Raw genomic sequence first — 20,134 nt, 5'->3', positions numbered from 1 at the left:
CGTCAGGTCTCGAGGAGGGCGACCGCCCGGTCGAGCGAGTCGCGGGCGCTCGTCCACGCGTCGCTCCAGGTCTGAAGGGGCGCCAGTGAGCGCTCGAGCACCTCGAGCTGCGCGTCGAGCGCCTCGAGCTGAGCACGGACGGACTGGACGCTCAGGCGCTGGGCGTGCAGCTCCGACAGCACCACGTCGAGCTCCTCATGGATCGGCGGCACCTGGTCCAACAGCTGGTCCAGGGTCGTGAGCAGGTGGACCACCGACCGCCGGCCGGGCGCGGTCAGCGCCGACACCGAGTCCTTGCCGACGCCGGCCATGGCCTCGGCGATGCCGCGGACCCGCTCGACCAGGTGCTCCGCGGTCGGACGTGCGACGCCGTCGTTCATCACCGCCGCCCCTCGCCCACCCGTTCGCGCTCCATGTCCGGGAGGTAGGTCCCGAACCGGGCGGCGCTGTTGAGCGCGGCCCGGTGGAGCAACGCCTCCTGGGCGGCGGCCCGGTTCGCCTCGTCGCCGGCCCAGGCCCGCAGGACCGGTCCCTGCAGCGCCCGGCCGAAGGAGAAGCTCAGCTGCCAGGGCTGCGGGCCGTGCCGGTTGAGGGCATCGAGGCGCGCGGTGGCCTGCTCGTCGCTCATCCCGCCGGAGAGGAACACGATGCCCGGTACGGCGGCGGGGACCGTGCGGCGCAGCACCTCCAGCGTGGTCCTGGCGACGGCGTCGTCGTCCGCCTGGACCTCGGAGTCCGTGCCCGCGACCACCATGTTGGGCTTGAGCAGGGTCGCGTCGAGGTCGACGCGGTGGCGGGCCAGCTGGTCGTACACGACCCTCAGCGCGTCGGCGGTGACCTCGGCGCACCGCTCGACCGTGTGCGCCCCGTCCATCAGCACCTCGGGCTCGACGATCGGTACCAGGCCGGCCTCCTGGGCGAGGGCGGCGTAGCGCGCCAGCGCGTGCGCGTTGGCCTCGACGCAGGTCGGGGTGGGGAGCCCGTCGCCGATCCGGATCACGGCGCGCCACTTCGCGAAGCGGGCTCCCAGCCCGGCGTACTCCTCGAGCCGCTCGCGCAGCCCGTCGAGACCGGAGGTGACCAGCTCACCGGGGAACCCCGCGAGTGGCTTCGTGCCGGCGTCCACCTTGATGCCCGGGATGATCCCGGCCCCGTGGAGGACCTCCGCGAACGGGCGGCCGTCCGCAGCGCGCTGCCGGATGGTCTCGTCGAAGAGGATCACCCCGCTGACGTACCGCGACAGCTCGGGCGTCGTGAACAGGATCTCCCGGTACGCGCGGCGGACGGGCTCCGTCGACTCGACCCCGATCGTCGCGAGACGCTTCGCCATCGTGGGGGTGCTCTCGTCGGCGGCCAGGATCCCCTTGCCCGGCGCCACCAGGGACTGTGCGGTCTGCGCCATCGCCTCACCGGTCATCGTCTGCGCACCTCCGTTGCTCCCCTCCACCCTCGCCCCGTCAGAGAGGGCGGGCCAGGGGACTTCGGGGCAACCACGCAGTGACCTACGCCCCTGCGGGTCAGTCGGTGATCCGCAGCGCGAGCCGCGGGCACGCGCGGACGGCCGCCCTGGCGTCGGCGAGCAGCCAGTCGGGCAGCTCGGCGGTCACGACCGGGTAGCCCCACTCATCGAGCTCGACGACCTCCGGCAGCAGCTCGTGGCAGAGGCCTCGGGCCTGGCAGATCGGCCAGTCGACGCGCAGCCGGCGGCTCACGACGCCGCTCCGGCGCCGGTGGTGGCCGCCGAGCAGGAGCCGCGGCGGTGGGCGTCGACCTCGGCGGGGAGCGCGGTGAACACGGAGCGGACCAGGCGCACCGTCCCGTCGGGGTGCGCGCAGGCGCCGCGCCGGACCAGCAGGCCGGCCAGCTGGTCGACCCGGGCCGTGGTGTCGCGCCCCTGCCAGGCGCCGCGGACGGCTTCGGCGAGCGCGGGCAGCCCGTTCAGGCAGGGCCCGCACCGTCCCGCACTCTGCCCGGCGAGGTAGTCGACGACGGCGCTGGTGAACCCCAGCGGGCAGCCGCCCGGGGCCGGCACGTGGATCACGCCGGCGCCGAGCGGGAGGCCCTCGGCAGCCATCGCCAGGCGGGAGACCCCCGTTCGGGCCAACGTCGACCACGTCGTCCAGGCGCCGTGGAAGCCGCCCACCAGCACCGGTGTCTCCGGCGTCAGCGGCGGCAGCACGTCGCCGACCGGCGTGCCGTGGTCGACCTCCCAGACCTCCGGCGCCACTCCGTGGCGGCTGTGGGTCAGCAGCGTGGTGCCCGGCTCGCCCGGGGTGCCGCGTCGCACGTAGGCCCGCTCGCCGGCGAGCAACAGCTGGCCCACCTGCGCCCAGGTCTCGGCGTTGGAGATCAGCGTGGGGCGCCCGCGGAAGCCGGCCACCGCCTCCGGCGCCCACGAGGTGACCGGGAGGTTCGGGCGGCCCGACATCAGCTCGACCACCGCACGTGCTTGGCCGGCGACGAAACGCGGTTCGGCCGTGAGCGGCCGCAGTCGCACCCGGTCCTCACGACGGTCGCGCTCGCCGAGCGCGCGCAGCATCTGCCGCGCCGGCGCGGGACGGTCGCCGGGCAGGACGACGTGGACCTCCCGGGCGCCGAGCGCGCGGGCGGTCGCCACGGCGCCGTCCAGCACCAGGTGCGGGCGGCTCAGCGCGAGGGCGCTGTCCTTCGCGCTGGCCGGCTCGCCCTCGCTGAGGTTGACGACCAGCTCGCGGCGCCGACCACGCGCCGCCGCCGCCAGCTTCGTGGCGAACGGGAAGCCGGCACCACCCCGGCCGCGCAGCCCGGCGCGGGAGGCCAGGTCGACGAGGTCGTCGAGCTCGAGCGGCGGCAGTGGGCCGTACCGTTCGCGGTGCGCCTCGAGGCTCGGGCCGTCCGTGATGCCGGACAGGAGTGCCGGGCCGGCGTGGAGGCCGATGTGGGTGGGGATCGGCACGGGCGACAGGGGCGCGCTCATGCCGCCCTCCCGACCGCCGGAACCCGCGCTCCCCGGCGCGCCACCCGGGCCAGCCGCACGGCGACGGCCAGCAGCACCGCGGCCGCGCAGGCCGCCACCGGCAGCACCGCCGCGCCGCTCGGGGCCGCCAGGTCGGTGCCGATACCGACCGCGTGCGCCGCGGCCGCCGTCCAGGCCAGCCAGGACAGGACGTGGACCGCTCGCCAGGCGCGGTGGCGCAGGCGGGCGCGAACGAGGCTGGTGAGGACGACGACCGCCATCAGGTCGAGCGCGACGGCCCCCAGCCCCAGCCAGACGGGGCGGTACGTCGCCCCCACGGGCGACAGCGCCTGCCACCATCGGATGTCCACGTAGGTGTCGAGGACGGCGGTGGCCACGTGCACGACCAGCGTGACGACCGAGAGCAGCGCGAGGTTGCGGTGCAGGGACTGGGTCACGAACCGCGGCAGGCCGCGACCGGGGCGGCCCCCCAGCGCGAGGACGCCGAGGACCACGCTGAGCGTCAGCAGCACGAGCACCACCACCCCGGTGGCGCGGTTGAGGTACCAGAGAAGAGGGCCGTCGGTCATGCCGCGCCCCCGATCGCGTCCACCGGCCAGGACCCGACCGTGCGGACAGCGCCGTCCCGGGCGACCAGTCGGGCCGTGACGCCGTGGTCCGCGAGCCACGAGGGGGCCTCGCCTCCGAGCACGATCGACGCCGTGCTGGCGGTGTTGGCCGCCGAGCAGGTGGCGCCGGTGGCCGTCACGGTGCGCCAGACCTCCCGGGCGGGGTGCCCGGTCCTCGGGTCCAGGACGTGGTGGTGGCGGGCGCCCGCGCGGGTCCAGCGGCGCACGCGGGTGCTCGAGGTGGCCAGGCCGCCGCGGTCGAGATCGACCAGTGCCTCGGGCGGTGCGTCGGGGCGCTCGCTGATGGCCACCTGCCACCCGCGCCCGTCGGGACGGGCGATCCGGAGGTCGCCGCCGACGCTCACGGCCGCGGACGCCCGCAGGTGCTCGTCGTACGCGCTGCCGATCAGGTCGGCCGCCCACGCCTTCCCGGTGGCGCCGAGGTCGAGCGCGGTGCCCGGCGGGATCCGCAGCGCCCCGGTCGGGTCCAGCCCGATCCGGGCCCACGCCAGCAGTTCGGGCGGATCGGACTCGACGCCCTCCCGGTCCCCGACCTCGACCAGCGTCCCGAAGTCACGGTCGTAGCCGAGCTCGACGAGCCGCCGCCCGAGCAGCGGGTGCACCAGCCCCTCGGTGGCCCGGGCTGCCGCGACGGCGACCTCGACGGCCGCGACCAGCAACGGGTCGACCTCGACCCACTCGCCGGGGTGGGCGTTGACGCGGGACAGGTCGGAGTCGGACCGGAACCGGCTGCAGGTCGCGTCGACGTCGGCCAGCACCTGCGCGGCGAGGTGTCGCGCACGCGCCAGCTCTCCGGGATCGCGCACGGCGACGAAGACCGAGGTGCCCAGCGCACGGAAGGTGGCGGAGACGTCGCTCATCGTCAGGATCCGCTCGACGGTGCCGCAGGGGCCGCGGGCGCTGGGGCCGGCGCGGGCGCTGGGGCGGGCGCCGGGTGTGCGGCCTGAGGGGCGGGCGCCGGCGCCGCGGGCGCCGGGTTCGACTGCGGAGCGGAGCCGCCGGACGCGGTGAGCGTGCCGCCCGAGGAGACCATCGCGGCGGAGCTCGCGCCTGCCACGTACCGAGTGGTCACCCGGGTGCGGGTCGGCCGGTCGCGCAGCACGACCCGGGTGCGCCGATGCTGCGGTCGGGCGCGCTGGCCGGCCGTTCGGGCCCGGTCCCGGTCCGCCGGTGCCGCCTGGGCCGCCTGGGCCGCCTGGGCCTGGGCGTCGGCGGCGGCATGGTCGCGGGCGGCGCTGCCGGCGAGCCAGCCGGTGGCGGTGATCGCCCCGGCGGCGACGGTCGCCGTCGTCGCCGACACCGCGAGTCGGTACCGGTCTCGGGTTCGTGCGTCGTACGTCATGGGGACACGGTGCCGGCCGCGGCGGCAAGGCGTCCTCATGGAGACGTCAAGTCGACCTCAAGGTGGGCCTTGACCTGGACTTGATGCTGTCCCGAGGCGCCGTTAGGCCGGATCGGCGCATGGTCGGCGGCATGAAGATCATCGCCGCCGGCGTCACGTCGGCCATCCTCGCAGCCGGCGTGGCCGGATCGGTCGTGGCCTACCGGGGCCAGACGGTGGGCGTCGTCGCGGCCCCCGACACCCCCGGCGTCCCTGCGGTGCACGCGAAGCGCGCGGCGCCGCCCCCGCCGGTCAGGACGCGGGTGCGGTGGGCCCCCTGCCCCGGTGACAGCCATCTCGAGAAGGGCGTGTGCGTGACCGACGTGGTGCGGACCGTGGTGGTGCCCGCCGCCCCTGCGCCGGCCGCGGCGCCCGTGGCCGCGCCTGCGCCCGCGGCACCGCCCGCGCCTGCTCCCGTCGCCGCGGGGCGGCAGGCGGGAGGCGGGTACGGCGGCGCGGCCGAGGTCGAGCGGGAAGGCGACCACGAGGGTGAGCACGAGGGTGAGCACGAGGCTGAGCAGGAGGCCGAGCACCGGGAGGACCGTGGGGAGGACCGCGTGGCCGAGCACGGGGCCGAGCACGGGGACGACCGCGCGGAGAACCGCGGGGATGACCACGGAGACGACTGAGCGCTCAGCCCCGGACCAGCGGCAGCCGTACGACGACCAGCGCCCCACCCTCGTCGCCCGTCCCGATCGTCAGGTCGCCGCCGCACCCGCCCGCCGTGCGGGCGGCGATGTCGAGGCCCAGGCCGGTGCTTCCCTCGCGGTCTCCGGGCCGGCGGGCGGCGAGACCCGGTCCCGAGTCGGAGACCGTCAACACCGCTCGCCCTTGCTCCGCCCCTCCCTCAACGTGCAGCCCGACGCGCAGGGCGGTGCCCTCGGGGGTGTGCGCGAAGACGTTGTCGACCAGCACGTCGACCAGGTCGCGGAGGTCTTCCTCGGCCAGCGGCACCCAGAGCTCTTCGTCCGGGAGCAGCACCGTCAGCGCGCGGTGCTGGTCCTCCGCGAGCGGGCGCCAGAACTCCATCCGGGCGCGGACGATCCCGGTCGCCCCGGACGTCGGTGCGAGGTCGGTGCGGACCGGGCGGCGCGCCTCCCGCACGATCGCGTCGATCGTCCGCTGCAGCACCGCCACGTGGTCCTGCAGGCGCTGCGCGAGCTCCGCGTCGTCCACCGCCTCGGCGTCGAGCCGGAGGGCGGTGACCGGCGTGCGGAGCCGGTGGGAGAGGTCGCCGGCGGCGGCGCGCTCGACGGCGAGGAGCTCGACCGTCCGGTCGGCCAGCCCGTTCAGCGCGCGGGCCAGCTCCCGCGTCTCGTCGGTGCCGCTCAGGCTGGCGCGCGCGGCGAGGTCGCCCCCGCGCAGGCGGTGCGCCGTCGCGGCCACCTCCCGCAACGGCTCGCTGATCCGGCGGCCGAGCTGCCACGCGACGGCGGCCGCGCCGGCCAGGAGCAGCGCACACAGGCCGATGATGCCGGCCCACGCCTGGGCGACGCCGCGGTGCAGGTCGGACTCGGCGACGCTGGAACGGACGACCTGGGTGCCGCTGTCGAGGATCACCGGGAGCAACACCCGGCCACCGTCGTCGTCGACCACGGTGAACGCCTCGCCGTCGCGGGCCCGCCGCACCTCCGGGTCACCGGCCAGGTCGACCCCGGCGGCTCCGAGCTGGCGTCCGTCCGAGGTGAGCACGCCGGTGGTGGGCACACCGCGGTTGTCGATGTCGGCGACCAGCCGCGCCAGCTGGGGGTCGTCGTCCAGGCCGGAGACCAGGATCGCGACGTTCCGCGCCTCCTGGTCGGCGGCCGCCATCGCTCGGTCCTCGGCCAGGGTGCGGACCAGGAGGCACAGTGGGATCACGAAGGCGACCACGACCGTGGCGGTCGCGGCCACGACGAGCCATGAGATGCGGCGCTGCATCAGGGATCCGTCGCCCCGGGGTCGACCAGGCGGAGACCGACCCCGCGGACGCTGATCAGGTAGCGGGGCTCCGCCGCGGACTCGCCCAGCTTGCGCCGCAGCCACGAGACGTGGACGTCCACCGTGCGGTCGGGCCCGCCGGAGGGCTGCTGCCACACCTCGGCCAGCACCTCCCGCTTCGTCACCACCTGACCACGCCGCGAGGCGAGGAGCGCGAGCAGGTCGAACTCCTTGCGCGAGAGCTCCAGGACCGTGCCGTCGAGCGTCGCGCGCCGCGTGCCCTCGTCGACGACCAGCCCCCCGACCTTGACGACCGTCGGCGTCTGGTCCCGACCGCCGCGGCGCAGCACCGCCCGCACGCGGGCCGCGACCTGGTCGGTCCCGAACGGTTTGACCACGTAGTCGTCGGCGCCGCGGTCGAGGGCCTTGACCATCGTCGGGTCGTCGTCCCTGGCGGTGATCACGATCAGCGGCACGTCGCTGGCGGCGCGGATCATCGAGATCAGGGTGAGGCCGTCGACGTCGGGCAGCCCCAGGTCGAGCAGCACGGCCTGCGGCCGCTCCTGGATGATGTGCTCGAGTCCGGCCAGGCCGGTTGCTGCCGTCGCCACCGCGTGCCCCCGTTCGCGGAGCCCCCGGGCGACGGCCGTGCGGATCGCTTCGTCGTCCTCCACGACGAGGATGCTGGTCATGCTGGAACCGTAGCCTCCGCGTATCAGGATCCCTCGGAAGGATGAGTCGATGACCCGGCCCCGCGTGCTCGCCCTCGTCGTGGTCTGGTTGGTGGTGGCGGCCGGCATCTCGGGCGTGGTGTGGGCGGTCATCTCCCGGACGGGCAGCGAGCTGGTCGACGCCCAGCAGCCGCTCGTGGCCACCACCGGGACCGTGCCGGCGACGCCGACCCGGCCGGCGCTGCGGCCGTCGACGTCACCGTCCTCGGGCGCCGGTGCGACCGCACCCGCCTCGCAGACGCCGGGGACCCCGACCCCGCCCGACCGCGACGGGGCACCCTCCGGGGGGACGGCGACCGAGGCGCCGGCGGCGCGGGAGGGCACCTGGCAGGGCGCCGGGGGCGTGGTCACCGCATCCTGCAGCGGGCGTGCGGTCCGGCTCGTCTCCGCGCAGCCCGCCGACGGTTACCGGGCCAAGGTCGGCGACGGCTCCTCGGAGGCGCTGGAGGTCGAGTTCGAGGGCGGGGAGGACGAGGGCGGCAGCGTCACCGTCGTCGCGCGCTGCGTCGCGGGCGCGCCCGCCTTCGCGGTGGAGCGCGAGCGCGACTGATGCGCGCCGACCGCCCCCGCGCCGACCCCCGCGCGCCGCGGTCTCAGTGCGCGGCCGGCTCGCCGAGCACCGGCGGCGTCGCGACGCCCAGGTCGTGCAGCGCGGCGACGTAGCGGGCCACGTTGCGCAGCTTGACCGACTCGTAGCCGCGGACCATCTCCGGGAGCTCGGCCACGCGCACCGCCCGGTCGTAGGTCGCCGGTGTGAGGGAGGAGGCCAGGTCGGTGATCACCGCCCGGTAGTGGTCCCGCAGGGCCCGTTCGACCTTCCGCAGGTGGGCCCGGCCGAACAGGTCGGCCCGCGTGCCGCGCAGGTGCTTCATCCGGGCCAGGGCCCGGAGGCTGCCGTGCGAGCGCGGGCCGAAGGAGATCTTCTTCTCGCGGCCCAGGGCCCGCAGGGCGGGCGGGTGCAGGTTGAACGAGATCGAGCCGCCGGGGAACGCGTCGCCGGTCGAGGCGAGGAAGGCCGGGTCGGTGAGGAGTCGGGCGACCTCGTACTCGTCCTTGTACGCGGTCAGCGCGAACAGGTGGCGGGCGACGGCCTGGCTGAGCCGGGTCTCGGTGGTGACCGCGCGCTCGGCGGCAGCGACCCGGGCGACCAGGTCGACGTAGGCGTCGGCGAGGCGCTCGTCCTGGTAGGCGACCAGGTCCGTGGCGCGTCGGGAGACCAGGCGCAGCACCTCGCCGTCGAGCCCCGCGGCGGCGACGGAGGCCGGGACAGGTGCCTCCGGCGCCACCGGGTCGGTGGGCGCCGCCGCGCCGGCGGCGCGGAAGGTCGCGGGGTCGGCCACGGCGACGCGGCCCCAGCGGAACGCGGCGACGTTCGCCGCCACCGCCGTCCCGTTGATCTCGATGGCCTCCTCGATCGCCGCGGCCGGCAGCCGCAGCGCACCGGCCTGGTAGGCGGCGCCGACGAGCAGGAAGTTGGCGGCGACGGTGTTGCCGAAGATCCGCTCGGAGGCCTCGAGTGCGTCGAGGTCGACCAGGTCGGCCGAGGCGGTGCGGACCCGGGCGAGCAGGTCGGCCTCCTCGGGGTGCCGCACGGCGGGGTCCTCGACCATGGCGCCGGTCGCGGTGCGGCTGGTCGAGACGACGGTGCGGGTCGTCGCGGCGCTGCCGTAGGCGAGGTTGCGGTCCTCGGCGAGGGTGAGCAGGTCGAAGCCGAGGAAGCAGTCCGCGGAGCCGGGGGTGAGCCGGTTCGCGGGCTCCAGGTCCCCGGCGGCGAACCGGAGGTGGCCGGTGACCGGTCCCGCCTTCTGGCTCAGCCCGGTCTGGTCGAGCGACTCCACGGCGTACCCGGCGCGCAGCGCCGCGGTGGCGAGCACCTGGTTGACGGTCACGATGCCGGTGCCGCCGATGCCGGCCATGAAGACGTTCTGCGTGGCGGTGACGCGCTCCTCGGCCGGGCTGGACGCGACCGACGGGGGCTGGGGGTACCCGCGGCGCTCGGCCCGGCTGCCAGCCTGCCGCGCCGCCTGCCGCGCCGCCTTGCGGGCGGCCCGGCGCTCCGCGCGACGCGACCGGGGCGCGGTCTCCACCGTGACGAACGACGGGCAGTCGCCGTCGAGGCAGCTGTAGTCGGTGTTGCAGGAGGTCTGGTCGATCCGCGTCTTGCGGCCGTACTCGGTCTCCACCGGCTGCACCGAGAGGCAGTTGCTCTTGGCGCCGCAGTCGCCGCAGCCCTCGCAGACCGCCTCGTTGATCACCACGCGCTGCGTGCGGGTGGGCAGTGCGCCGCGCTTGCGCTGGCGGCGGGCGTCGGCGGCGCAGTGCTGGTCGTAGATGAGCACCGTGACGCCGGGGATCTCGCGCAGCATCCGCTGCGCCTCGTCGAGGCGGTCGCGGTGCCAGAGCAGCGTGCCGGGCGCGAGGTCGCGGCGGCGGTGCTTGCGCGGGTCGTCGGTGCAGACCACGATCTTGCGCACGCCCTCGGTCCGCAGCTTGTGGGTCAGCTGCGGGACGGACAACGCGCCCTCCGCGTCCTGCGCGCCGGTCATCGCGACGACCTGGTTGTAGAGCACCTTGTAGGTGATGTTGACGCCGGCGGCGATGCAGGCCTGCACGGCGAGCTGACCGGAGTGGAAGAACGTGCCGTCGCCGACGTTCTGGAAGACGTGCTCGGCGTCGGTGAACCACGACTGGCCGATCCACTGCGCGCCCTCGCCGCCCATCTGGGTGACGCCGGTGACCGCGCTCTCCTCGCGGTCGGAGACGGTGACCATCGCGTGGCAGCCGATGCCGCCGCCGCCCATCGAGCCCTCCGGTAGGACGGTGGAGCGGTTGTGCGGGCAGCCGCTGCAGAAGTACGGCGACCGGCTGGCCGACAGCAGCGGCAGCGGGGTGCGCTTCGCGGCGGGCGGGGTGATCGCGACGGTGCCCTGCAGCAGGTGGCGCAGCGGCGCCAGGAGGCGGCCGGAGGTGAGCTCACCGTCGGCGGGGATCAGTGCTCGGCCGTCGGCGTCGCGCTTGCCGAGGATCGCGGGCGCCGCGGGCGTGCCGTAGAGGATCTCGCGGACCTGGGTCTCGACGAACGCCGTCTTGTCCTCGATGACGACGACCCGGTCCAGGCCCTCGGCGAACCGGCGGATCGTGCCGGGGGAGACCGGGCTCATCAGCCCGAGCCTCAGCACCCGGATCCCGGCGGCGGTCAGCTCGTGGTCGGTCACGCCGAGGTCGGCCATCGCCTGGCGCAGCGCGTCGTAGCAGCTGCCGGTGGCGACGAACCCGACGGTCGCGTGCTCCGGGTCGACGTCGAGGATGTCGAGGCCGTTGGCGTCGGCGTACGCGCGGACCAGCTCGGTGCGGGGGCCGACCAGGTCGGCCTCGGCGCGGACGATGGCGTCGGGGCGGACCACCATCGGGCGCTGCTCGTAGGCGTAGGGCTTGCCGTCCCACTCGATGCTGGGGGTGACGGGCTGCAGCTCGCCGACGGCCGGGTCGACCACCCAGGCGCCGTCGGCGACGTCGGCGACGATCTTGAGGGCGACGATGCAGCCGGAGGCTCGCGACATCTCGATCGCGTGCAGGCCGAGGGTGACGACCTCGGCGGCGTTGCGCGGGAAGAGGACCGGGATGCCGAGTGCGGCCAGGGAGCGCTCGCTGACGGCCGGGACCGTCGACGACTTCGAGGCCGGATCGTCGCCGACGAGCAGCACGGCGCCGCCCCGCGGGTTGACGCCGTACATGTTGGCGTGGCGCAGGGCGTCGGTGGCGCGGTCGACGCCGGGGCCCTTGCCGTACCAGAACCCGGTCACCCCGTCGTGGGTCGCGGTGCCGAGCGGCAGGTCGATCTGGGTGCCCCACACGGCGGTGGCGGCGAGCTCCTCGTTGAGGCCGGGCACGAACCGGATGTCGTCGGCGTCGAGGACGTCGGGCATCCCGGCGAGCAGCCGGTCGAGGCCGCCGAGCGGGCTGCCCTGGTAACCCGAGACGAAGGACGCGGTGCGCAGGCCGCGGCGACGGTCGAGCGCGCGGTGCTCGACGAGCAGCCGCGCGATCGCCTGGACACCGGTGAGCAGCGTCGGCGGACCACCGTGCCGGTACCGGTCCGCGAGGTCGTACGCCGCCTCGGGCGCCGTCGCGGGTGCGGCGGTGGGTGCCGCAGCGGGCCGGTCCAGGAGCTCGGTCAAGGGTCCTCCAACGCGGTCGGGGGTGGTGACGCGAGCCTGGCGGTCGGGTGGGTCAGATCACAACCGAAGTCGTCCAGTTTGGCGACGATGCGCAATGCATGCGTCGTAATCAGATGCCGGCGAGCGATGGAAGCAATCCGGCAGTTACAGTTTGTTGCGTGACCGATCAGGCGACGCTGGACGACACCGACCGCGCGATCCTCGACCTGCTCCGCGAGAACGCCCGGCGGCCGCTGCGCGAGATCGCCCGGTCCGTCGGGCTGACCGTGGCGCCCGTCCAGCGCCGGATCGCGCGGCTGGAGCGGCTCGGGGTCATCGAGCGCTACACGATCCAGGTCAACCACGGGCGGATCGCCACCGGCATTGAGGCGATGTGCGAGCTGCACTTCACCGACGACGTGGACCTCGCGCAGATCATGGAGTACGTCGCGAACGTCCCCGAGGTGCAGGAGGTCGCCACCCTGGCCGGCGACCCCGACGCGCTGGTGCGGATCCGGGTCGAGGGCGTCGAGGACCTGCGCCGGGTGGTCAGCTCGCTGCGCTCGGGCAAGGCGGTGGCCAGCACCAAGACCCTGGTCGTCCTGGAGCAGTGGAACCGGCTGGCGTGAGGACGGCGCCGATCAGTCCAGGCAGAACTCGTTGCCCTCGACGTCCTGCATGACCAGGCAGGACTCGTTCACCCCGTCGGCCCGCAGCAGGTGCACCCGGGTGGCGCCGAGAGCGACCAGCCGTTCGCACTCGGCTTCGAGCGCGGCGACGCGCTCGTCGCCGACCAGGCCCGTCCCGACCCGCACGTCGAGGTGCACGCGGTTCTTGACGACCTTGCCCTCGGGGACGCGCTGGAAGAAGAGCCTCGGGCCGGCGCCGGTCGGATCGACGCACGCGAACGCCGAGTCCTGCTGCTCCGGCGGCAGCGTGGCGGCGAAGGCCTCCCAGCTGTCGAACCCGGGCGGCGGCGCCGGCACGACGTAGCCCAGCACGTCGCACCAGAAGCGGGCGACCCGCTCCGGCTCGGCGCAGTCGAACGTGACCTGGACCTGCTTCACCGACGGCATGCCGCCAGGCTAGGGCCGGTCACCGACGTCGTCGCCTCCTTGCGCCGGGCCCTCGGCGGGCCGCCGACACGCCCCGGCGCGCAGATCGGCACGGGCGATCTCGCTGATCCGGGCCTGGACGACGCCCGTCGATGAGACTCCGTTTCGTCGGAGCGCGCCACCTCGCCTAAGGTAAGCATTCCCTAATGCAGTCCTCGCGGCCCATGCCGCGGGTTCGGAGGAAGAGACCACCGTGAAGCGCACCCCTCTGGTCATGGCCCTGGCGCTGGTCGGCGCCCTGGGCGTCGTCGGCTGCTCCAGCGACGACGGTCCCCAGGTCGTGGTCTACAACGCCCAGCACGAACAGCTGCTCGAGGAGCTCGCCCCGAAGTTCGAGGAGGCGACCGGCATCGAGGTCGTGCTGCGCAACGGCTCCGACTCGGAGATGGCCGCCCAGCTGATCCAGGAGGGCGACGCCTCGCCCGCCGACGTCTTCCTCACCGAGAACTCCCCGGCGATGGCCGCCGTGGAGCGCGCCGGGCTGCTGGCGCCCCTCGACGCCGAGGCGACCGACCCGATCCCCGCGCAGTACCGCCCCGACAGCGGCCTGTGGACCGGCTTCGTGTCCCGTTCCACGGTCCTGGTCTACAACCCCGACCTGGTCGCCGAGGACGAGCTCCCGGAGTCGCTGCTGGACCTGGCCGAGCCGGAATGGGCGGGGAAGGTCTCCTTCTCGCCGACCGGTGCCGACTTCCAGGCCATCGTCGCCGCCGTCCTCGACCTGGAGGGCGAGGAGGCGACCCGGGCCTGGCTGGAGGGCCTCAAGGCCAACGGCACTGTGTACGACGGCAACAACGTCGTGCTCGAGGCGGTCAACTCCGGCGAGGTCGCCACCGGGATCGAGTACCACTACTACTGGTACCGCGACCAGGCCGAGTCCGGTGAGAACAGCGACGACAGCGCCCTGCACTTCTTCGGGGACCAGGACCCGGGCGCCTTCATCAGCGTCTCCGGTGCCGCGGTCCTGGAGAGCGCCGAGCACGCCGACGAGGCGCAGCAGTTCGTCGCATTCCTGACCGGCGAGGCGGGCCAGCAGGCGCTCGCCGACAGCTACGCCCTGGAGTACCCGCTCAACCCCGCCGTCAGCCTGGCGCCCCCGGTGAAGCCGTTCGCCGACCTCGAGCCGCCCGCGGTCGCGATCAGCGACCTCGACGGCGACAAGGTGGTGGAACTGCTCTCCGACGCGGGCTTCGTGCTGTGAGCGCACCCGCCGGCGTCGATCCGGCCCCGCCCGACCCCGCGGAGGCGCTGGCGCTCGCGCGCGCCGGCGCGGCGTCCGGTCAGCGGGCCGCGCACCCGCGACCCCCGGCGGTACTGCTCGCGCTCGGCGTCCTGGTCGTCGCGACGAGCCTGGTCCCGCTCGGGTTCGTGCTCTGGTCGACGGCCCAGATGGGACCCGCAGAGGCCTGGGACCTGCTCACCCGGCCCCGCTTCGCCGACCTGCTGTGGAACACCAGCCGGCTGCTAGTCGGCGGGGTCGCCCTGAGCGTCGTCCTCGGCGTCGGCTTCGCGTGGCTGGTGGCCCGCACCGACCTGCGCCTGTCGGGTCTGTGGCACGGCGTGCTCTGCGCGCCGCTCGCCGTGCCGGCGTTCGTCAACGGCTACGGCTGGATCTCCGCCACGCACGCCGTCCAGTCGTCGTACTGGGGCGCGGTGCTGATCGTCAGCCTCTCCTACTACCCGCTGGTCTACCTGCCCACCGTGGCGGCGCTGGGTCGACTCGACGCCTCGGTCGAGGACGTCGCGGCCAGCCTCGGCGTCGGGCCGGTCGCCTCGTTCCTCCGCGTCGTCCTGCCCGCGATCAGCCCGGCGGTGCTCGGCGGGGCGCTCCTGGTCGGGCTCCACCTGCTCGGCGAGTACGGCGCCCTGCAACTGCTCAACTACCCGACCCTGACCACCGGCATCCTCGACCAGTACCGGGTCTCCTTCAACGGACCGGCGGCCACCCTGCTGGCGCTGGTGCTGGTCGTCTTCTGCCTGGCGCTGCTCGGCCTCGAGGCGCTGGCCCGCGGCCGGCGGCGCCTGTCCCGCGTCGGCGCGGGCGTGGGTCGACCCGCGGCTCGGCACCGGCTCGGCCGCTCGGCGGCCGCCTGGACGACGGTGCTGGCCGGGTTCGCGGTGCTCACCCTCGGCGTGCCGCTGACCAGCCTGCTGCGCTGGCTGCTGCGCGGCAGCTCCTCCTCGCTCTCCGACAGCGGCCTCGGTGCGGCGATCGGCACCACGCTCGGCCTGGCGATCGCGGGTGGCCTGCTGACCACGCTGGCCGCGCTCCCCGTGGCGTGGTTGGCGGTCCGCCACCGCGGTGCGTTCTCGACCCTCCTCGAGCGCGGCGTCTACCCGGCCAACGCGCTGCCCGGGATCGTGGTGGCCCTCGCGCTGGTGACCGTCTCGATCAACGTGGTGCCGGCGCTCTACCAGACGCTCCCGCTGCTGGTCATCGGCTACCTGATCCTGTTCCTGCCGCGCGCCACCGTGGGCGTCCGGTCCACGCTCGAGCTGGCCCCGCCGGTCCTCGACGACGTCGCGACCACCCTCGGCTGCACCCGCGCCGGCGCCGCCCGCCGGGTGACCCTGCCGCTGGTGCTGCCGGGGCTCGCGGCCAGCGTCGCGCTGGTCTCGCTCGCCGTCGCCACCGAGCTGACCGCGACGCTCCTGCTGGCCCCGACCGGCACGTCCACGCTGGCGACGCAGTTCTGGGCGCGGGCGTCCGCGGTCGAGTACGGCGCGGCCGCGCCGTACGCGCTGGCGCTGATCGTCCTGTCCGTCCCCGCGACGTGGCTGCTCGGCCGCGTCGCCGTCGTCCACCAGCAGAGTCATCAGCAGAGTCACCAGCAGGGGAGGCCGGCATGACCGGGTTGATCGTGTCGGGCCTGACCAAGTCGTTCGGGACCGCCCGCGTGCTGGACGGCGTGGACCTCGAGGTGCCGGGTGGGCTCACCGCGGTGCTCGGTCCTTCGGGCTGCGGCAAGACAACCCTGCTGCGGATGGTGGCCGGCTTCATCGACCCGGACCGCGGCACCATCACCCTCGGCGACCGGGTCGTCGCGGGGGCGGGGCGGGCGGTCCCGCCCCGCGAGCGCCGGATCGGCTACGTCCCCCAGGAGGGGGCGCTCTTCCCGCACCTCGACGTGGCCGCGAACGTGGCCTTCGGGCTGTCCGGCCGGCGCCGTCCGGGTGGCGGGCGCCGCGAGGCGCGGCGGCGCGTGGCGGAGATGCTCGACCTCGTCGAGCTGCCGCAGGCGCTCGCCGACCGCCAGCCCCACGAGCTCTCCGGCGGCCAGCAGCAGCGGGTCGCCCTGGCGCGGGCGCTCGCGCCACGTCCGGACGTGGTCCTGCTCGACGAGCCCTTCTCGTCCCTCGACGCAGCGCTGCGCGAGGAGACCGGACGTGGCGTGGCGCGGGCGCTGCGCGCCAGTGGCGCGACGGCGGTGCTGGTCACCCACGACCAGGGCGAGGCGCTCTCCCTGGCCGACCAGGTCGCGGTGATGGCGGCCGGCCGGTTCGTCCAGGTGGCGCCGCCGGCCGAGCTCTACCTCGAGCCCGCCACACCGGCGGTCGCCTCGTTCGTCGGCGGCGCGGCGCTGGTGCGCGGCCGTGCGACCGCGGGCCTGGCCGACTGTGCGCTGGGCCCGGTCCCGGTCCGCGGCGCCGCCGAGGGCGCCGTGCTCCTCGCCGTACGGCCCGAGCAGGTCGCCGTGACCGCGTCCGACGACCCAGGCAGTCGCTCCGCGGAGGTGCTGGAGGTGTCGTTCTTCGGCCACGACGCGACGGTGCGGGTGCGGGTCCTGAACGGGGCCGACGCGGTCGAGGTGACCGCGCGGGTCGCGGCGGACGAGGTGCCCGCGCCGGGCAGCCGGATCGGCCTCCGCGTCATCGGAGACGTGCTCGCCTTCCCCCAGGGGCCGGCGTGAGTGCGCCGCTCCTGGCCTCCGGGACCACCCACTGGCTGCTCGGCGGTGCCGACGAGGACCCGGCGCTCGTCGTCGACGACCGGACGGTCAGCTACGGCGAGCTCGGCGCCCTGGTGCGGACCGCGCGGACCCCGGGGCCGCGCCGGTTGGTGCTCCTGGAGGCCGCGCCGACGTTGGAGTTCGTGGTCGACTACCTGGCCGCGCTCGCCGCCGCCGACCCGGTGCTGCTGATCGCGCCGGGGGACCGGGACCGTCACGGCCACCTCGCGGCGGCGTACCCGCCGGGCACCGCCGCCGGTCTCCACCCGGACCTGGCGCTGCTGCTCTCCACCTCGGGCTCGACGGGATCGCCCAAGCTCGTCCGCCTGTCACGGGACAACGTGGCGGCGAACGCACGCAGCATCGCCGACTACCTCGGCCTGCGTCCGAGCGACGTCGCGATCACGGCGCTCCCGCTGCACTACTGCTACGGGCTCTCGGTGCTGCACAGCCACCTGGTCGCCGGGGCCACCGTGGTCCTCACGGAGCTCTCCGTCGCCGACGCCTGCTTCTGGGACCTGGCTGAGCGCACCGGCGTCACCGGCGTCGCCGGCGTGCCGCACACCTACGCGCTGCTCGACGCGATCGACTTCGGCAGGAGGGTGCTGCCACGACTGGAGACGCTCCGCTACCTCACCCAGGCCGGCGGCCGGATGCCGCCGGAGCGGGTGCGCTCCTACGCCGGGGCGCTGGGGGAGCGTGGCATCGACCTGTTCGTCATGTACGGCCAGACCGAGGCGACCGCGCGGATGGCCTACCTCCCACCGCATCTCGCGCTGGACCACCCGGACACCATCGGCGTGCCGGTGCCCGGCGGCCGCTTGCGCATCGAGCCGGTCCCGGGCGCCCCGGAGGGCGTCGGCGAGCTCGTCTACTCCGGGCCGAACGTGATGATGGGGTACGCCGAGTCGCTGGCCGACCTGGCCCGCGGCAGCGAGCTGACCGAGCTGCGCACCGGCGACCTGGCCCGGGTCACCGACGCCGGGCTGTTCCAGGTCGTCGGGCGCCGCGACCGGCACGCCAAGGTGCTCGGCCACCGGGTGGATCTCGACCGGGTCGAGGCCGCGGCGGCCGATGCCGGGCACCCGGTCCGGCTGCTGGCCCGCCCCGAGGCGCTGTGGGTCTTCACGACCGGTGAGCGCCGCCGCGCCCGTGTGCGCGACCTGGTCGCCGACCGCACGGGTCTGCGCGGGACCGCGGTGCGGGTGGTCTGCTGGGACCGGCTGCCGGTGACGTCGGCGGGCAAGCCGGACGATCGACCGTTGCGTGCGCACGTCGAGCGCGAGGAGGCGCTGCGGGCGCCCGCGCCGCGGGGACCGGCCACGGCCGAGGAGATCCGTGACCTGTACGCCGTCGCGCTGAACCGCCCGGACGCCGACCTCGGGAGCACCTTCGTCGGGTTGGGCGGTGACTCGCTCTCCTACGTCGAGGTCTCCACCCGGCTCGGGGAGCGTCTCGGATCGCTGCCCGCCGGCTGGCCGACGATGACCGCCGCGGCGCTGGCGGAGGCCGGAGCCGCCCCGACCGTCGGCACGGTCCCGACGCGTCGCCGGCGGCCGGGGGTCGCGGTCGACATGGCGGTGCTGCTGCGCGCTGTCGCGATCGTCCTGGTCGTCGTGGCCCATGCCGACCTGCTGCAGGTGCAGGGCGGCGCCCATGTGCTGCTCGCGGTCGCGGGGTACAACCTTGCCCGCTTCCAGCTGTCCGTCCCGGGCCAGCGGGAGCGGGTGCGCGCGGTGCTGGGCGGTGCGCGCGCGGTCGCGCTGCCGGTGACCGCCTTCGTCGGCACGCTGGCCGTCCTCGGGCACCAGTACGAGTGGCCCACGGCCCTGCTGCTCAACGGCGCCGTCGGCGCGGACACCTGGGACGACCAGTGGCAGTTCTGGTTCCTCGAGGCGCTGGTCTGGTCGTACGTCGCCGTGGCCGCGGCGCTCGCGGTGCCCGCCCTCTCCCGCGCGCAGCGGGCGGCGCCGTTCGCCAGCGCGCTGCTGGTGCTCGGGGCGGCGCTCGCGCTCCGCTTCTGGTGGACCGGGATCGAGGCCGGCGCGACCGAGCGCTACACGCCGGGGGTGGTCGCGTGGTGCCTCGCGCTCGGGGCGTGCGCGGGCTTCGCGCAGCGCCGGTGGCAACGGCTGCTCGTGCTGGCACTGGCGATCGCGGCCACGGTGGGCTTCTTCGGCGACCCCCGTCGCGAGGCCATCGTGGTGGCGGGCGTGCTGCTGCTGCTCCTCGGTCGGCCGGTGCGGATGCCGCGGGCGCTCGCCGCGCCGGTGGCCGGCCTGGCCGCTGCCTCGCTGTGGATCTACCTGACGCACTGGCAGGTCTACCCGCCGCTGGAGGACGCCGGCCATCCCGTCTGGGCCGTGGTCGCCTCCCTCGCGGTGGGGGTCGCGGCTCACCGGGTCGTGCCGGCCGGCTCGCGGCTGGTCCGTCGCGCCGGGCGTGCGGTCAGGGCCGGCCGGGGCGGCCGGGCTCCGGCCTCGCCGATCGTGCGGCCGGCGGAGTCGGCGGATTCGGCGGAGCCGGCGGATTCGGCGGGCTCGGGCGTCGGGTAGACCCCGACGACCCACGCGGCCGCCCGGGAGTCCGTTGTCCTTGGAGCCGGGCCGGGTCGTGTGCCTGAGGCATCGACATAGCGGGGTCCTGGGCACACGACGCGGTTGGTGTCGGGGCTCGGCTGGAGTCGTGTGCCTGAGGCATCGGGATAGCGGGCTCTCGGGCACACGACCCGCGCCACCGCTGCGCACCCGAGCGCACAGCGCGACGGCGATGAGCGACGCCGACCTTCGAGGCCGTGGAGCTGCTGCGTGGGGAGGGCGGTCCCACGTGCCGCCGCGACCGCCTCACGGGCCGCTGGGGTCGCTGGGGCCACACTGGGGACACACCGGGGCCACGGGCCAACGGGAAACGGCCCCTGACGCTGCGCGACGTCGAGCAACGTCCGTGCAGGTCAGGGGCCGTTTCCGACCACTACTGAATCAGGGTGAGAACCCCGGGATCAGATGTCGTAGTACTGACTGGGGACGCGCCTGTGACCTGCGAAAACGCTTAGTCGGGCTCCTCTGGGGGCGCACTGGGTACTCTCAGCGTCTCGTCGATCGCGTTCCCGGTGCGCTCTGCCGATGTGGGCATCAGGTGCGTGTAGGTCCGGAGCGTGAAGCCTGGGTCCGCATGGCCAAGGTAGGGACTGCTGCACGGACAGGTGACAGTTGGGGTTAGGCCGCCTGGACGGCGGTCGGGTCTGCTGCACGGATAGGTGACATCTGATCTGCGTCGATGTGTGTCGACGCTGGAA

At 75.0% G+C, this 20,134-nt stretch carries 18 protein-coding genes; 7 read left to right on the top strand and 11 right to left on the bottom strand.

Annotated features, from left to right (window positions below):
- Nucleotides 1–2: 2 nt before the first annotated feature.
- The 7 genes from E8D34_RS18850 to E8D34_RS18820 form a co-directional block, all read right to left on the bottom strand.
- Nucleotides 3–380: a hypothetical protein gene (locus tag E8D34_RS18850; RefSeq protein WP_136596207.1), complete on the bottom strand. Its 378-nt coding sequence runs from the start codon at nt 378–380 to the stop codon at nt 3–5.
- The gene (locus E8D34_RS18845; RefSeq protein ID WP_136596206.1) at nt 380–1,417 is read right to left on the bottom strand and encodes a class I fructose-bisphosphate aldolase; all 1,038 of its coding nucleotides are present in this window, start codon (nt 1,415–1,417) and stop codon (nt 380–382) included. The genes E8D34_RS18850 and E8D34_RS18845 overlap by 1 nt, the downstream gene beginning before the upstream one ends.
- A gap of 100 nt (nt 1,418–1,517) precedes the next feature.
- Nucleotides 1,518–1,712, bottom strand: a complete 195-nt coding sequence (locus E8D34_RS18840) for a ferredoxin (RefSeq protein ID WP_136596205.1) — start codon at nt 1,710–1,712, stop codon at nt 1,518–1,520.
- Nucleotides 1,709–2,956: an NADH-ubiquinone oxidoreductase-F iron-sulfur binding region domain-containing protein gene (locus E8D34_RS18835; RefSeq protein WP_136596204.1), complete on the bottom strand. Its 1,248-nt coding sequence runs from the start codon at nt 2,954–2,956 to the stop codon at nt 1,709–1,711. The genes E8D34_RS18840 and E8D34_RS18835 overlap by 4 nt, the downstream gene beginning before the upstream one ends.
- Entirely contained in the window at nt 2,953–3,525 is a 573-nt protein-coding gene (locus E8D34_RS18830; protein ID WP_136596203.1) for a ferric reductase-like transmembrane domain-containing protein, read from the bottom strand. Before E8D34_RS18830 ends, E8D34_RS18835 begins: the two co-directional genes overlap by 4 nt.
- Complete coding sequence (locus E8D34_RS18825; RefSeq protein ID WP_136596202.1) at nt 3,522–4,445, bottom strand: FAD:protein FMN transferase; 924 nt, start codon at nt 4,443–4,445, stop codon at nt 3,522–3,524. Before E8D34_RS18825 ends, E8D34_RS18830 begins: the two co-directional genes overlap by 4 nt.
- A gap of 2 nt (nt 4,446–4,447) precedes the next feature.
- A complete protein-coding gene (locus E8D34_RS18820; RefSeq protein WP_136596201.1) occupies nt 4,448–4,927 on the bottom strand; it encodes a hypothetical protein in 480 nt (159 codons plus the stop codon).
- A 131-nt stretch (nt 4,928–5,058) separates the two neighbouring features.
- Here E8D34_RS18820 and E8D34_RS21170 point away from each other — a divergent pair, with 131 nt between their 5' ends.
- Nucleotides 5,059–5,595: a hypothetical protein gene (locus tag E8D34_RS21170; RefSeq protein WP_206056801.1), complete on the top strand. Its 537-nt coding sequence runs from the start codon at nt 5,059–5,061 to the stop codon at nt 5,593–5,595.
- A gap of 4 nt (nt 5,596–5,599) precedes the next feature.
- Here E8D34_RS21170 and E8D34_RS18810 read toward each other — a convergent pair whose 3' ends face one another.
- Both E8D34_RS18810 and E8D34_RS18805 read right to left on the bottom strand, forming a co-directional pair.
- Complete coding sequence (locus E8D34_RS18810; protein ID WP_136596200.1) at nt 5,600–6,886, bottom strand: HAMP domain-containing sensor histidine kinase; 1,287 nt, start codon at nt 6,884–6,886, stop codon at nt 5,600–5,602.
- A complete protein-coding gene (locus tag E8D34_RS18805) occupies nt 6,886–7,578 on the bottom strand; it encodes a response regulator transcription factor (RefSeq protein ID WP_136596199.1) in 693 nt (230 codons plus the stop codon). Before E8D34_RS18805 ends, E8D34_RS18810 begins: the two co-directional genes overlap by 1 nt.
- A 49-nt stretch (nt 7,579–7,627) precedes the next feature.
- Here E8D34_RS18805 and E8D34_RS18800 point away from each other — a divergent pair, with 49 nt between their 5' ends.
- A complete protein-coding gene (locus tag E8D34_RS18800) occupies nt 7,628–8,167 on the top strand; it encodes a hypothetical protein (RefSeq protein WP_136596198.1) in 540 nt (179 codons plus the stop codon).
- 43 nt (nt 8,168–8,210) lie between these two features.
- Here E8D34_RS18800 and E8D34_RS18795 read toward each other — a convergent pair whose 3' ends face one another.
- Nucleotides 8,211–11,795: an indolepyruvate ferredoxin oxidoreductase family protein gene (locus E8D34_RS18795; protein ID WP_136596197.1), complete on the bottom strand. Its 3,585-nt coding sequence runs from the start codon at nt 11,793–11,795 to the stop codon at nt 8,211–8,213.
- Between the two features lie 158 nt (nt 11,796–11,953).
- On the opposite strand from E8D34_RS18795, the gene E8D34_RS18790 reads away from it, so the two are divergent.
- The gene (locus E8D34_RS18790) at nt 11,954–12,403 is read left to right on the top strand and encodes an Lrp/AsnC family transcriptional regulator (protein WP_136596196.1); all 450 of its coding nucleotides are present in this window, start codon (nt 11,954–11,956) and stop codon (nt 12,401–12,403) included.
- A gap of 12 nt (nt 12,404–12,415) precedes the next feature.
- Here the strand turns inward: E8D34_RS18790 and E8D34_RS18785 are convergent, their stop codons facing one another.
- Nucleotides 12,416–12,850: a VOC family protein gene (locus tag E8D34_RS18785; RefSeq protein ID WP_136596195.1), complete on the bottom strand. Its 435-nt coding sequence runs from the start codon at nt 12,848–12,850 to the stop codon at nt 12,416–12,418.
- Nucleotides 12,851–13,082: 232 nt separating this feature from the next.
- On the opposite strand from E8D34_RS18785, the gene E8D34_RS18780 reads away from it, so the two are divergent.
- The 4 genes from E8D34_RS18780 to E8D34_RS18765 are packed head-to-tail and all read left to right on the top strand — an operon-like array spanning nt 13,083 to nt 19,394.
- Entirely contained in the window at nt 13,083–14,090 is a 1,008-nt protein-coding gene (locus tag E8D34_RS18780; protein ID WP_240771460.1) for an iron ABC transporter substrate-binding protein, read from the top strand.
- Entirely contained in the window at nt 14,087–15,739 is a 1,653-nt protein-coding gene (locus E8D34_RS18775; RefSeq protein WP_240771459.1) for an iron ABC transporter permease, read from the top strand. The genes E8D34_RS18780 and E8D34_RS18775 overlap by 4 nt, the downstream gene beginning before the upstream one ends.
- Complete coding sequence (locus E8D34_RS18770; protein ID WP_136596194.1) at nt 15,736–16,800, top strand: ABC transporter ATP-binding protein; 1,065 nt, start codon at nt 15,736–15,738, stop codon at nt 16,798–16,800. Before E8D34_RS18775 ends, E8D34_RS18770 begins: the two co-directional genes overlap by 4 nt.
- A complete protein-coding gene (locus E8D34_RS18765) occupies nt 16,797–19,394 on the top strand; it encodes a non-ribosomal peptide synthetase (RefSeq protein WP_240771458.1) in 2,598 nt (865 codons plus the stop codon). The genes E8D34_RS18770 and E8D34_RS18765 overlap by 4 nt, the downstream gene beginning before the upstream one ends.
- Nucleotides 19,395–20,134: the final 740 nt, after the last annotated feature.

Source organism: Nocardioides sp. GY 10113, from assembly GCF_004919105.1.
Lineage (GTDB): Bacteria > Actinomycetota > Actinomycetes > Propionibacteriales > Nocardioidaceae > Nocardioides.
This window is presented reverse-complemented; position numbering and strand designations above follow the sequence as displayed.

Excerpts from the sequence above, each read along its gene's own strand:
- E8D34_RS18805 (WP_136596199.1), bottom strand. The coding sequence starts at position 7,578 with ATGACCAGCATCCTCGTCGTGGAGGACGACGAAGCGATCCGCACGGCC.
- E8D34_RS18770 (WP_136596194.1), top strand. The coding sequence starts at position 15,736 with ATGACCGGGTTGATCGTGTCGGGCCTGACCAAGTCGTTCGGGACCGCC.
- E8D34_RS18830 (WP_136596203.1), bottom strand. The coding sequence starts at position 3,525 with ATGACCGACGGCCCTCTTCTCTGGTACCTCAACCGCGCCACCGGGGTG.
- E8D34_RS18800 (WP_136596198.1), top strand. The coding sequence starts at position 7,628 with ATGACCCGGCCCCGCGTGCTCGCCCTCGTCGTGGTCTGGTTGGTGGTG.
- E8D34_RS18845 (WP_136596206.1), bottom strand. The coding sequence starts at position 1,417 with ATGACCGGTGAGGCGATGGCGCAGACCGCACAGTCCCTGGTGGCGCCG.
- E8D34_RS18825 (WP_136596202.1), bottom strand. The coding sequence starts at position 4,445 with ATGAGCGACGTCTCCGCCACCTTCCGTGCGCTGGGCACCTCGGTCTTC.
- E8D34_RS21170 (WP_206056801.1), top strand. The coding sequence starts at position 5,059 with ATGAAGATCATCGCCGCCGGCGTCACGTCGGCCATCCTCGCAGCCGGC.
- E8D34_RS18785 (WP_136596195.1), bottom strand. The coding sequence starts at position 12,850 with ATGCCGTCGGTGAAGCAGGTCCAGGTCACGTTCGACTGCGCCGAGCCG.
- E8D34_RS18820 (WP_136596201.1), bottom strand. The coding sequence starts at position 4,927 with ATGACGTACGACGCACGAACCCGAGACCGGTACCGACTCGCGGTGTCG.
- E8D34_RS18810 (WP_136596200.1), bottom strand. The coding sequence starts at position 6,886 with ATGCAGCGCCGCATCTCATGGCTCGTCGTGGCCGCGACCGCCACGGTC.
- E8D34_RS18850 (WP_136596207.1), bottom strand. The coding sequence starts at position 380 with ATGAACGACGGCGTCGCACGTCCGACCGCGGAGCACCTGGTCGAGCGG.
- E8D34_RS18835 (WP_136596204.1), bottom strand. The coding sequence starts at position 2,956 with ATGAGCGCGCCCCTGTCGCCCGTGCCGATCCCCACCCACATCGGCCTC.